Source organism: Labrys sp. ALF-8 (genome assembly GCF_059699065.1).
Map to the genome: position 1 here is coordinate 2,487,417 of NZ_AP048537.1, position 12,021 is coordinate 2,499,437.

General features: G+C 64.8%; 11 protein-coding genes. 9 read left to right on the forward strand and 2 right to left on the reverse strand.

All coding sequences use genetic code 11. The features are described 5' to 3' along the window. Positions 1 to 32: 32 nt before the first annotated feature. The 7 genes from AC6H34_RS11490 (at position 33) to cysK (ending at position 6,500) form a co-directional block, all read left to right on the forward strand. Positions 33 to 1,292, forward strand: coding sequence for a glycosyltransferase family 4 protein (locus tag AC6H34_RS11490; RefSeq protein WP_448149857.1), 1,260 nt, complete (start codon positions 33 to 35; stop codon positions 1,290 to 1,292). 149 nt (positions 1,293 to 1,441) lie between these two features. Next, on the forward strand, positions 1,442 to 1,981 hold the full coding sequence (infC, locus tag AC6H34_RS11495; RefSeq protein ID WP_497539878.1) for a translation initiation factor IF-3: 540 nt from the start codon (positions 1,442 to 1,444) through the stop codon (positions 1,979 to 1,981). Positions 1,982 to 2,143: 162 nt separating this feature from the next. After that, complete coding sequence (locus tag AC6H34_RS11500) at positions 2,144 to 2,962, forward strand: AcvB/VirJ family lysyl-phosphatidylglycerol hydrolase (RefSeq protein WP_448149856.1); 819 nt, start codon at positions 2,144 to 2,146, stop codon at positions 2,960 to 2,962. 86 nt (positions 2,963 to 3,048) lie between these two features. Beyond that, positions 3,049 to 4,311, forward strand: a complete 1,263-nt coding sequence (gene coaBC, locus AC6H34_RS11505; protein ID WP_497538902.1) for a bifunctional phosphopantothenoylcysteine decarboxylase/phosphopantothenate--cysteine ligase CoaBC — start codon at positions 3,049 to 3,051, stop codon at positions 4,309 to 4,311. Positions 4,312 to 4,507: 196 nt separating this feature from the next. After that, positions 4,508 to 4,978 carry a dUTP diphosphatase gene (gene dut / locus AC6H34_RS11510; protein ID WP_448149854.1) on the forward strand — a complete coding sequence of 157 codons (471 nt, stop codon included), beginning with the start codon at positions 4,508 to 4,510 and terminating at the stop codon, positions 4,976 to 4,978. 22 nt (positions 4,979 to 5,000) lie between these two features. Next, complete coding sequence (locus tag AC6H34_RS11515) at positions 5,001 to 5,447, forward strand: RrF2 family transcriptional regulator (RefSeq protein ID WP_448149853.1); 447 nt, start codon at positions 5,001 to 5,003, stop codon at positions 5,445 to 5,447. Between the two features lie 93 nt (positions 5,448 to 5,540). Further along, positions 5,541 to 6,500, forward strand: coding sequence for a cysteine synthase A (cysK, locus tag AC6H34_RS11520; RefSeq protein WP_448149852.1), 960 nt, complete (start codon positions 5,541 to 5,543; stop codon positions 6,498 to 6,500). A 158-nt stretch (positions 6,501 to 6,658) separates the two neighbouring features. Here the strand turns inward: cysK and AC6H34_RS11525 are convergent, their stop codons facing one another. Together AC6H34_RS11525 and polA are read right to left on the reverse strand one after the other, a co-directional pair. Further along, positions 6,659 to 7,345 (reverse strand): DUF2076 domain-containing protein, encoded by a 687-nt coding sequence (locus tag AC6H34_RS11525; protein WP_497538903.1) that lies wholly within the window; start codon positions 7,343 to 7,345, stop codon positions 6,659 to 6,661. Between the two features lie 252 nt (positions 7,346 to 7,597). Continuing rightward, positions 7,598 to 10,576, reverse strand: coding sequence for a DNA polymerase I (gene polA / locus AC6H34_RS11530; protein WP_497538904.1), 2,979 nt, complete (start codon positions 10,574 to 10,576; stop codon positions 7,598 to 7,600). Between the two features lie 182 nt (positions 10,577 to 10,758). On the opposite strand from polA, the gene AC6H34_RS11535 reads away from it, so the two are divergent. Further along, positions 10,759 to 11,571 carry a HesA/MoeB/ThiF family protein gene (locus AC6H34_RS11535; RefSeq protein WP_448149849.1) on the forward strand — a complete coding sequence of 271 codons (813 nt, stop codon included), beginning with the start codon at positions 10,759 to 10,761 and terminating at the stop codon, positions 11,569 to 11,571. 18 nt (positions 11,572 to 11,589) lie between these two features. Continuing rightward, the gene (folB, locus tag AC6H34_RS11540; protein ID WP_448149848.1) at positions 11,590 to 11,958 is read left to right on the forward strand and encodes a dihydroneopterin aldolase; all 369 of its coding nucleotides are present in this window, start codon (positions 11,590 to 11,592) and stop codon (positions 11,956 to 11,958) included. The last annotated feature ends 63 nt before the right edge of the window (positions 11,959 to 12,021 follow it).

The following is a 12,021-nucleotide window of genomic DNA, read 5'->3' on the forward strand; positions in this document are numbered from 1 at the left end:
TTCGTTAAGAATGACGCTCTATAAGCAGAACTATGCCGCAACAACCAGCGCCCTTTCCCGATTCCCCTCCCAAGCCTCGTGCGCCTTCGCGGCCGAAGGACGAACGCTTCGCCGGCATTACCGTGCTGCAGATCATTCCGGCCCTCGATGCGGGCGGGGCCGAGCGCACCACCATCGATGTCGCCGACGCCCTGACGCGAGCCGGGGCGCGAGCCCTGGTGGCGACGGAGGGCGGGCGGCTGGTGGGCGAACTGCAGGCCCGCGGCGGTTTGTGGATACCCTTCAACGCGTCCACCAAGAACCCGCTGCGCATCTGGGGCAATGCCAGGCGTCTGGAGCGGTTGGTGCGCGAGGAGAAGATCGATCTCATCCATGCCCGCTCCCGGGCGCCGGCCTGGTCGGCGCGGCTCGCCACCAAGCGGCTGAACCTGCCCTTCGTCACCACCTACCATGGCGCCTACTCGGCTTCGAGCGCCTGGAAGAAACGCTATAACGGCGTGATGGCGGAGGCGGACACGGTCATCGCCAATTCCAACTATACCGCTGCGGTCATCAAGGAGAACTGGCCCGAGGCGGCTGATCGGCTGCGCGTCATCCATCGCGGCACGGACCTCACCGCCTTCACTCCCTCGGCCGTTTCCTTCGAGCGGGTCGAGACCCTCCGCAAGGCCTGGAACGTGGCGCCGCATCAGCGCATCGTGCTGCTGCCCGGGCGCCTTACCGGCTGGAAGGGCCAGCGCGTGCTGATCGACGCAGCCGCCATCATGAAGCAGAAGGGCCTCGAGGATACGGTGTTCGTGCTGGCGGGCGACGCGCAAGGGCGCGATGGCTATGTCACCGACCTCAACGCCCGCATCGCCGAGCGGGGCCTCAAGGGGATGGTGCTCATGGTGGGCCATTGCAGCGACATGCCGGCGGCCTATCTTTCCGCCGCGGCCGTCGCCATCCCCTCCACCAGCCCGGAAGCATTCGGCCGCACGGCCGTCGAGGCGCAGGCCATGGGTTGCCCCGTCGTCGTCGCCGACCATGGTGCCACGTCCGAGACCGTCCTGGCCCCGCCGGAGATCGTCGGCAATCTGCGTACGGGCTGGCGCACCCCGGTGGGTGACGCCGACGCTCTGGCCGAGGCGTTGATGGAAGCGCTCACTCTGGGAGCCTCGGCTCGCGACGGCTTGGCCGCGCGTGCCCGTGCTCACGTCGAAGCACATTTTTCGCTCGACGTGATGTGTAATGCCACGCTCGACGCCTATGCAGAGCTCCTGATCAAAAGCCGCAAGCTGAAGGAAGAATAGAACCCGCGGCCGATAAAATCGCAGTAATTGCAATGGAAGGCGTTGACTTCCGGTCGCTTCGGCAACATCTTCCCGCATCCGGGCGCGAGGTTCGCAGGTGAACCTGTTCGCGCGCCCAAATCATTTCAACGGTAGAGGAGTTTACCGCCATTCGTCGCCCTATGAGGACAAACGCGCCGGTTGCCAAGGACGGCCCGCGCATCAATGAGGAGATTCGTAACCGCGAAGTCATGCTGATCGATCAGGACGGCCAGAATCGCGGCGTTACCGAAACGAGGGCTGCCATTGCCATGGCCTTCGAGGCTGGTCTTGACCTGGTCGAGGTGGCCGCCAATGCCGAGCCTCCGGTCTGCAAGATCATGGACTACGGCAAGTTCAAGTTCAATGAACAGAAGAAGGCCGCCGAGGCCCGCAAGAATCAGAAGACTGTTGAAATCAAGGAGATCAAGCTCCGCCCGGCCATCGACGATCATGACTACGACGTCAAGATGAAGGCGATGAAGCGCTTCTTCGAGGAAGGAGACAAGGTCAAGGTCACGCTGCGTTTCCGCGGCCGTGAAATGGCCCATCAGGAGATCGGCTACCGTCTGCTCAACCGCGTCAAGGACGACACCGGCCTGATTGCGAAGGTTGAATCGGATGCTTCGCTGGAAGGCCGGCAGATGGTGATGGTCCTCGCTCCGCGTTAAGGACCGGCTTGGCCTTCCCCGGTTTGGAGAAGGCCTTTTACCCCGATATCACCGATATGTGTACGGGCTGACCCACTTCGGCCATGAGGTCGCAATGGGTTGCCTTTGTCGCGCCATGTTCGAGGAACAGAAGGCTTTATACTCGTACCGCGTGTTGCCGCCATGATCCGACTTTTTTCGCTGCGCCTTCTCGGCGTCGTTCTACTTGCGCTTGCCGCCAGCTTCTACTTCACGGACAAGGTTCTGCCGCGCTGGTTCCCCGGAGCGTTTGGCAGCGTTTGGGGAGCGTTCGGCGCACCTGACAATTCCAACGTGCCGGTGGCCCTGCGCGACCTGCCGGTGGTGATGGTGGATGGCAAGAACGAGGGCGGTCCCATCGCGGTGCTGCTGTCCGGCAATGGCGGCTGGTGGGGCATCGATGACGGCATTACCAATGGCCTCGCCCGTGCGGGCGTGACCACCATAGGCCTCAACAGTCTCGCCTATTTCATCCACAAGCGCACGCCCGAGGAGGTTGCGCAGACCATCGAGCGCATGGTCGCGCCCTTCCGGCCCGACAGACCGATCATCCTGGTCGGCTATTCCTTCGGGGCCGACGTCGCCGCTACCGTGTATGCCCATCTGCCGGAGGACCTGCGTGGGCGGATCCAGGAGGTCTCGTTGCTCGGGCTCTCTCGCGAGGCCGATTATGCGGTGGGCTTCATGAAGGTCACCGGTGGGCGGCAGGCCACGATCCCGGCCGTCGCGGGCATCAGCGGTCCCCATGTGCAATGCTTCCGCGGCATGGAAGAGGGCGAGCGCTCCGGCTGCAACGATGTCGATCCCCAGAAGGTCGAGGTGGTGGCAGTTCCCGGCGGCCATCATTTCAATGGCGACTATGATGCCATTGCCAGCCAGATCCTCGCCGGCATGCCCAATTCGCGCGGTGGCGATCCGCAGCGCTATGCCGGGATGGACAAGCTGGCCATGGGAGGGGAGTGACCGCAGGGCGACACGTCGCGGGGGGCGATTGAATCCCCCTCTCGCGCTGTCTATGTGTGGGGCATCGGCTTCACGCGGGTTCTGACATGTCCTCCATCCTTGCCGGCAAGCGTATTCTCCTCATCATCGGCGGCGGCATCGCGGCCTATAAGGGGCTGGACCTCATCCGTCGCCTGCGCGAGCGCGGGGCGGACGTCCGGGCCATCCTCACCAAGGCGGGCGAAGCCTTCGTCACGCCGCTTTCGGTTTCGGCGCTGACGGGCGACAAGGTCTACACCGACCTGTTCTCGCTCACGGACGAGGCCGAGATGGGCCATATCGAGATGTCGCGCGACGCCGACCTGCTGGTTGTCGCGCCCGCCACGGCCGACCTCCTCGCCAGGATGGCGCAGGGGATCGCCAGCGATCTCGCCTCCACCACCCTTCTGGCCACCGACAAGCGGATCCTGGTTGCCCCGGCCATGAATGTGCGCATGTGGCTGCATCCCGCCACGCAGCGCAACGTGGCCCGGCTCCAGGAGGACGGCGTCGGCTTCGTCGGGCCAAATGACGGCGAAATGGCCTGCGGGGAGTACGGACCGGGCCGGCTTTCGGAGCCGCTGGAAATCGTTGCCGCCATTGAACAGGCGCTGTCCGGGCCGACCGTCATCCCGCTGCCGCCGAGTGTCCGGCCCGGGACCAAGCTCCTGGCCGCCATGCCGCTCACCGGCAAGCATGTGCTCGTCACCGCCGGCCCGACACACGAGCCGATCGACCCCGTGCGCTACATTGCCAACCGCTCTTCCGGCAAGCAGGGCTACGCGATCGCGGCCGCGGCCCTGGCGGCGGGCGCTCGCGTGACGCTCGTCTCGGGGCCCGTCGCCCTTCTGGCGCCGCCCGGCGTGCACCTGGTGCCGGTCGAGACGGCGCGCGAGATGCTGGAGGCGGTGGAGGAGGCCCTGCCGGCAGATATCGCGATCTTCAGCGCCGCCGTGGCCGACTGGCGGGTCGCAGATGCCGGGACGCAGAAGATCAAGAAGGGCGAGAGCGGCGCGCCGCGCTTCTCCCTGGTCGAGAATCCCGACATCCTTGCCACCGTTGCCCACGCCGACGCCCGGCGGCCTGCTCTCGTGGTGGGCTTTGCGGCCGAGACCGAGAACGTCGTCGAACATGCCAAGGCGAAGCTTGCGCGCAAGGGCTGCGACCTTATCGTCGCCAACGATGTGTCGCCGGAGAGCGGCGTGATGGGCGGCGACCGCAACCGCGTCCACCTCGTCTCGTCCGCCGGCGTGGAGACCTGGCCCGACATGGACAAGGATGCCGTGGCGCGCGCGCTGGTGGCCCATATCGCCAAGTTGGCCGGGGTGTGACCTCCGTCGCGGGCTTTGGCCCGGCGCCGAAAAATCTGCAGAACCCCGGTTTTGTCGCCGGACGGGCTTGTCCCGGTGATCGGGTGTGGCGCAAACGTTGGCAAGCGTCGCAACCGGATGCCCGGGACAAGCTCGGCCATTTCGCGATTTCCGAATCAGGTTCCGGTGGCCTCGTCCCCACCATCACAGGATTGCCATGACCGCTCCCCTCTCCATACCTGTCCTGAAGCTGTCTCACGCCCAGGACCTGCCCTTGCCGAGCTACCAGAGCGAGGGCGCCGCCGGTCTCGACCTGATGGCCGCGCTCTCGCCAGGCGAGACGCTCATTCTTCAACCGCTGATGCGCGCACTGGTGCCGACCGGGCTGGTTTTCCAAATTCCACAGGGCTATGAAGGACAAGTGCGCCCTCGTTCCGGATTGGCTGTGAAAAGCGGAATTACCGTTTTGAACGCACCCGGTACCGTAGACGCCGATTATCGCGGTGAGGTCAAAGTCCCGTTGATCAATCTGGGGGTCGAAGCCTTCGTCATCACGCATGGCATGCGGATTGCCCAGATGGTCATCGCGCCGGTGACGCTGTCCGTCCTGGTCGAAACGGCGGAAGTCGATTCGACGGCCCGGGGCAGCAGCGGCTTCGGTTCGACCGGCACCGTGACGATGAAGTAGGCATCCTTTCAGGGGTTTGATTATGCAACTGCTTTCGCGTCGTTCCTTGCTTGGTCTTGCCGCCGTGGTCGATATCGCTCACCACTCCAGGCCCACGCCGGTCGCCGCCAAGGCTCTCGCCACCCGTCACGCCCTGCCTCCGCGCCATCTGGAGACGCTGCTCCAGGCCTTGGTGCGCCACAATATCCTCAAGGGTGTGCGCGGGCCGCGCGGCGGCTACGAACTTGCGCGTGAGCGGCGGCGTATTACCGCCGGCGACATCGTGCGGGCTGCGATGACCGATTCGAACGATGAGGAGCCCTCGCCTGTCTCCAGCCTGGTCGATCAGGTCATTGCGCCGGCGGTCGACCAGGCCTCGAAATCCTTCCTCGCGGAACTCGACCAGATCACGGTGGAGGACCTCTGTCGCGAAGCCGAGCGCAAGCAGGTTTTCGGTGGCACCACCACCAATATCGATTTCGCGATCTAATCAACTTAAATAATTTGTAATTCAATATTAATCTCGACAAATAAATGGATTAATGTTGAATTCCAGCCAAATTCTCAACGAGGGAAGAACCCCATGGCGAATGCCCATGTGCCCGGCCGCGGCCGTATCTATCAGTCGATCACCGAGACCATCGGCGACACGCCGCTCGTCCAGTTGAACCGGCTGGCCAAGGCCAAGAATGTCAAGGCACGCATCCTGGCCAAGCTGGAGTTCTTCAACCCCATCGCGAGCGTCAAGGATCGCATCGGCGTCAGCATGATCGATGCCCTCGAGAAGAGCGGACATCTCAAGCCCGATACCGTACTGGTCGAACCCACGTCGGGAAACACCGGCATTGCGCTCGCCTTCGTGGCTGCCGCCCGCGGTTACCGCCTCATCCTCGTGATGCCCGAGTCGATGTCGATCGAGCGCCGCAAGATGCTGGCCCTGCTCGGTGCCGAGCTCGTCCTCACGCCGGCGGCGCAGGGCATGCGCGGCGCGGTGGCCAAGGCGGAGGAGATCGTCAAGGAACTGCCGAGCGCTATCATTCCCCAGCAGTTCCGCAATCCCGCCAATGCGGAGATCCATCGCCTCACCACGGCTGAGGAGATCTGGAACGACACCAAGGGCGACATCGATTATTTCGTCGCGGGCGTTGGGACGGGCGGCACCATCACGGGCGTCGGGCAGGTGTTGAAGCCGCGCAAGCCGGACCTGAAGATCGTCGCGGTGGAGCCTGAGGATTCCCCGGTTCTCTCCGGTGGCCAGCCCGGCCCGCACAAGATCCAGGGCATCGGCGCGGGCTTCGTTCCCGACGTCCTCGATCGCTCGGTGATCGACGACATCATCACCGTCGGCAATCAGACCTCCTTCGACACGGCACGCCTGCTTGCCCGTATCGAGGGCATTCCCTGCGGCATCTCCTCCGGCGCTGCCGTTGCCGCAGCCCTGGAACTTGCCGCCCGCCCCGGCATGGACAACAAGACCATCGTGGTCATAGTACCCTCCTTCGCCGAGCGCTACATCTCCAGCGCCCTGTTCGAAGGACTGTGACCTGCAGCGGAAAGCGGTTGGGCCGAACCGCCCGCCCAGTTTAACATACGGATATCACCAGCATTTTACTTGCCCACAATGAAAGAGCTCCGGCCATTGCTGACCGGAGCTCTTCTTTTTGATGGTGATCGGGGCGGTGCTCGCCAGCGAGCCTCCGTTCAGATCCAGCCGTTGTCCGAACCATCCGGCCCGTCGTCATAGCCGTCGTCGTCATCGTCATCCGAGTCGTAACCTGCGTTGCGGACATCGTCGTCGTCACGATCGTCCCGGTCGTCGCGGGCGTCACGAGCGTTGTCGTCACGTCCCTTGCTCGAGTCTTCGTTGATGATGGTCTCGTTGATGGTGGTGCCGCCGCCACCCAAAGGGTTGCCGCCGCCGAGGAGGCCGCCGCCACCGCCGAACATCGAGCGCACGCCCTCGAACAGCAATGCACCGCCGGCGACGCCGGCCGCGGTCTGCAGCGCGCCGGAGAGAAAACCACCGCCCTGGCGACCCTGGGGTTCCGGGTCCTGGGCCTGCTGCAGGGGCGCACGGCCACGCTGTCCTCCGAAGCCCTGCAGGGCGGAGCCGGCGCGTTCCAGGAACGACTGGGCCTGCTGGGGAGCCTGTTGTGTGGCTTCGCGGGCTTGCTGCGCCGCCGTCTCGGCCGCCTGGACCCGGTCATGGGCTTCCCGCAGGGCCTGATCCTGAACCAGAACCGTCTGCACCAGCGCGTAGGCCGCGCCCGGAGAACGGGCCATCTCGGCGGCGATGGCCGCCTCGGCCTCGGCGTCGCGTCCGCTGGGAGCGGCACTACGCAGGCGGTTGAACAGATCCTCGATGAGGGCTTTCTCGTTCGGGGTCATCCTGAATTCTCCTTCGCGGCCATTGCCAGGAGGCGGGCCGCAACGCCCCCAATTTGGGAGCATGCGTGAGATGGGACAAGAACCGGCCTGAAATAGGGCGGATTACAAAGGATTAATGCCCGGGAGCGCGGACAACCAGTCCGTTCTTGGGCTGGAATCCTCGGCCTGGACATTGCAGCTTTCGGCTTTATTCCGTCTTCGACGCAAACGGCAATCGCTTCACGAGCGGACAGGATGTCCGCGCTCCCACGATCAATGCGCCTCCTCCCAATTGTTTGCCGCCCGTGCCTCCACCTGCAGCGGCACCTTCAGGGAGAGAGCGGGAAGGGTCGCGGCCTCCATGACCCTTGCCACCACGGGCAGGGTGGCCTCGACTTCCTCTTCCGGCGCCTCGAACACCAGTTCGTCATGCACCTGCAGCAGCATCTTGGCGGAGAGGCCGGCCTTGACCAGCGCACCGTCCATGCGCGCCATGGCGCGGCGGATGATGTCCGCGGCCGAGCCCTGGATCGGGGCGTTGATGGCCTGGCGTTCCACGAAGGCGCGCTCCGAGGGGTTCTTGGACTCGATGGCCGGGAAATTCATGCGGCGGCCGAAGATCGTGGTCACGAAGCCGTTGGCGCGGCATTCGGCTTTCATGCGATCCATGTAGTCACGGATCCCGGGGAAGCGCTCGAAGTATTTCTTGATATATGCCCCCGCCTCCTCGCGCGGGATCGAGAGCTGGTTGGCGAGCCCGAAGGCCGATATTCCGTAGATGATGCCGAAATTGATAGCCTTGGCGCGACGGCGGACCAGCGGATCCATGCCGGCGACGGGCACGCCGAACATCTCCGAGGCCGTCATGGCGTGGATGTCGACCCCGTCCTCGAAGGCCTTGCTGAGCTGCGGGATCTCGGCCACGTGGGCGAGCACGCGCAGCTCGATCTGCGAATAGTCGGCCGAGATCAGCTTGCAGCCGGGCGCCGCGATGAAGGCGGAGCGGATCTTGCGGCCTTCCTCCGTGCGCACGGGAATGTTCTGCAGGTTCGGCTCGGACGAGGAAAGACGTCCGGTGGTGGTCGCCGCCAGGGAATACGACGTGTGCACACGGCCCGATTTCGGGTTCACATAGGTCGGCAGTGCGTCCGTATAGGTCGATTTCAGCTTGGTGAGCTGGCGCCAGTTCACGATGCGGCGCGGCAGTTCCAAGCCCTGGTCGGCCAGGTCCTCCAAGATCTGGGCCGAAGTGGCCCATTGGCCGGTCGCGGTCTTCTTGCCCCCCGGCAGGCTCATCTTGCCGAACAGGATGTCGCCGAGCTGCTTGGGGGAACCAACATTGAAGGTTTCGCCCGCGAGCTCGTGGATCTCCGCCTCCAGCCGTGCCGCGCTCTGGGCGAATTCGCCGGAGAGGCGGGCGAGGATCTGCCGGTCGATCATGATGCCGCGCGATTCCATCTGCGCGAGCACGGAGACCAGCGGACGTTCCAGCGTCTCGTAGATCGTGGTCATGCCCTCGGCTACCACGCGTGCCCTGAAGAGCAGCCACAGGCGAAGCGTCACGTCGGCATCCTCGGCCGCATAGGCTGTCGCGCGGTCGATCGGCACCTGGTCGAAGCCGATGAGGGACTTGCCGGAGCCGCAGACTTCGGAAAAGGCGATCGGCTTATGGCCGAGATGGCGTACCGAAAGTTCGTCCATGCCGTGATTGTTGCGACCGCCATCCACGACATAGGACATCAGCATGGTGTCGTCATAGGGCGCCACCTTGATGGCCTGCTCGCCCATGACCAGGGTGTCGTATTTGAGGTTCTGGCCGATCTTGAGGATGGAGGGATCCTCCAGGATCAGCTTCAGCCGCTTCAGGGCCTCGACGGGATCGATCTGGCCGGGCATCGTGCCGCCGCCGAAGAGATCGGCCTTGTCGCGGTGCCGAAGCGGTACATAGCAGGCGTGTCCAGGCACCACGGCCAGCGAGAAGCCGACGAGATCGGCCTGGAGCGCGTCGAGCGAGGTCGTCTCGGTATCGAAGGCGACGTAGCCCTGCTCGCGAGCCAGCGCCACCCAGGCGTCCAGAGCTTCCAGGCTGCCCACGGTCTCGTAGGATTCGACCTTGAATGGAATGGCGGCGAGGCGGGCCTTGACGCTTTCGACCAGGGCGGCGGGCGTTCCGGCGTCGGCCGGGCCGGCGGGAACCGGCAGGCCGGTGGTGTCGACCACGGCCCTGGCCGCGGGCCTCGCCGGCGCTACCGAGAAGTCTGCATCCGGAATCTTCAGCTTTTCGTCGGCCGCTATCTCGTTGACGTCGAGCCCGGCGTCCTCCGCGATGCGGCGGGTGAGGGTGGAGAACTCCATGGCCTTGAGAAAGGCGATGGCTCCCCTGGCGTCCAGGCCCGGGGCGACGAGATCCTCGATCGGTGTCTCCAGTTCCACGTTCGTGACCAGCTTGACGAGGTCGCGCGAGATGCGGGCGAGGCGGGCGTGCTCGATCAGGTTCTGGCGCCGCTTTTCCTGCTTGATCTCGCCGGCGCGGTCGAGAAGGCTTTCGAGATCGCCGAACTCGTTGATGAGCTGTGCGGCCGTCTTTACGCCGATGCCGGGCACGCCCGGGACGTTGTCGGTCGAGTCGCCCGCGAGGGCCTGCACGTCCACCACCTTGTCCGGCGTGACACCGAATTTCTCGAAGACCTCGGCCTCGCCGATCAGGCGCTCGGGACGGGAGCCCTTGGCCTTCTGGTCGCCCGAAGCGGGGTCGAACATCACCACGCCGGGGCGTATGAGCTGCATGAGATCCTTGTCGGCGGAGACGATGGTGACGTCCGCTCCGGCATTCACGGCAAGGCCGCAATAGGTGGCGATGAGATCGTCCGCCTCGTAGCGGGACTGTTCCACCGGCTTCAGCCCGAAGGCGCGCACGGCGTCGCGCATGAGCGGAAACTGCGGCACCAGTTCCTCGGGCGGCGGGGGGCGGTGGCCCTTGTAGTCGGGATAGAGCTCCTTGCGGAAGGAGTCTTCGGACTTGTCGAAGATGATGGCCAGATGGGTCGGCTTCTTGCCCATCACGCCTTCCCTGATCATCTTGTGCAGCACGTTGCAGAACAGCCGTACCGCGCCCGTCGGCAGCCGATCCGAGCGGTAGTTGTAGCGGGCATCCTGGTTGATCGACTGGAAATAGGCCCGGAAGATGAAGGACGAGCCGTCGACCAGGAAGACGTGATCGCCTAGTCCGGGCGCGCGCGGAGCCGAAGTCATGGAAGCCTCATCCTCAGTTCTGATTCTTGGATCGCGATCATACTCGCTGAGGCGGCGAAGGCGAGCGCCCGGTATGCCTGGCGTGAAGCCGGCTCGAAATGCGAGGCATCGCCGGAAGGGGATGGCAAAAGCCGCCGCTCCCCGCCATTGCGCGCCAACCCTGCCGCGCCTACATTCGCGCCATGGCAATCACATCCGAAGAGCTGGAGCGCTACGCCCGGCATATCGTCATGCATGAGGTCGGCGGGGCCGGGCAGCAGGCGTTGATGCGGGCGCGGGTGCTCGTGGTGGGTGCCGGCGGGCTCGGGGCACCGGTCCTGCTCTACCTCGCGGCGGCCGGGGTCGGCACGCTTGGCATCGTGGATGACGATACCGTCTCGCTTTCAAATCTCCAGCGCCAGATCATCCATGCGACGTCCGATATCGGCCGGCCGAAGGTAGAGACAGCCGCGGAGGCGATCGGCAGGCTCAATCCGCATGTGCAGGTGGAGCAGCACGCGCTGCGTCTCGGCGCCGCCGATGCAACCCCGCTCGTCGCCGGTTATGATCTGGTCATCGACGGTTCGGACAATTTCGATACCCGTTATGCGGTTTCCGATGCCTGCTTTCACGCCGGCAAACCCCTGATCATGGGGGCTCTGGGCGTCTTCGATGCGATGCTCACGACGCTTCGGCCCTTCGAGCGCAATGCGGCTGGCGAGCCTAACCCGACCTGGCGCTGCCTGTTCCCGCAGAAGCCGCCGCCGGGCACCATTCCAAGCTGCTCGGAGGCGGGTGTCCTGGGCGCGCTTGCTGGCGTGCTCGGCTCGATGATGGCGCTGGAGGCGATTCGCGAGATCGTCGGCTTCGGCACCGGGCTTGTCGGCCGCCTCATCCATCTCGACGCCCGCGACATGCGTTTCGGCGAGACCCTCTACGGCTGGGATCCCGACAACCCGCTGAATGGCGAGGCGATACAAGCAAAAGACGCGACGGCGATGGCCATCCACGGCTGAGTGTGGCACTGGTCGGGAATGACAGAGTTCCGTCCCTACAGCCGTGTCTTCCTGCGCGCCCTCACGCTTGAGGCCCATATCGGCTACTACGCCCATGAGAAGGGCGTAACCCAGCCGCTGATCGTCGATGTCGAGCTGATGCTATCGGGCGAGACCTTCGGCCACGACGACATTCACGGCACGGTCGACTACGACAAGATCGCGAGCATCGCACGCGAACTCGCCGGTGGTCACGTCGATCTCCTCGAGACCTTCGCCGAACGCCTCGCCGCGCGCTGCCTGGCATTTCCTCTCGTTAAGTCGGTGCGGGTGCGCATCGAAAAGCCTCGCGCCGTGCCGGAGGCGATGGCGGGTGTCGAGATCATGAGGGTGAAGGGCGAGGGGTGACCTGACGCCCGCGAGTCCCGCGCCTGCAGATTACAAATTGGCAACCACGGGTTCCATCGGCTG

What these genes read in the sequence shown, in the direction of transcription:
- AC6H34_RS11500 (WP_448149856.1), top strand. Translation starts at nt 2,144, where the DNA reads ATGATCCGACTTTTTTCGCTGCGCCTTCTCGGCGTCGTTCTACTTGCG.
- cysK (WP_448149852.1), top strand. Translation starts at nt 5,541, where the DNA reads ATGGCGAATGCCCATGTGCCCGGCCGCGGCCGTATCTATCAGTCGATC.
- dut (WP_448149854.1), top strand. Translation starts at nt 4,508, where the DNA reads ATGACCGCTCCCCTCTCCATACCTGTCCTGAAGCTGTCTCACGCCCAG.
- folB (WP_448149848.1), top strand. Translation starts at nt 11,590, where the DNA reads ATGACAGAGTTCCGTCCCTACAGCCGTGTCTTCCTGCGCGCCCTCACG.
- AC6H34_RS11490 (WP_448149857.1), top strand. Translation starts at nt 33, where the DNA reads ATGCCGCAACAACCAGCGCCCTTTCCCGATTCCCCTCCCAAGCCTCGT.
- AC6H34_RS11515 (WP_448149853.1), top strand. Translation starts at nt 5,001, where the DNA reads ATGCAACTGCTTTCGCGTCGTTCCTTGCTTGGTCTTGCCGCCGTGGTC.
- coaBC (WP_497538902.1), top strand. Translation starts at nt 3,049, where the DNA reads ATGTCCTCCATCCTTGCCGGCAAGCGTATTCTCCTCATCATCGGCGGC.
- AC6H34_RS11535 (WP_448149849.1), top strand. Translation starts at nt 10,759, where the DNA reads ATGGCAATCACATCCGAAGAGCTGGAGCGCTACGCCCGGCATATCGTC.
- polA (WP_497538904.1), bottom strand. Translation starts at nt 10,576, where the DNA reads ATGACTTCGGCTCCGCGCGCGCCCGGACTAGGCGATCACGTCTTCCTG.
- AC6H34_RS11525 (WP_497538903.1), bottom strand. Translation starts at nt 7,345, where the DNA reads ATGACCCCGAACGAGAAAGCCCTCATCGAGGATCTGTTCAACCGCCTG.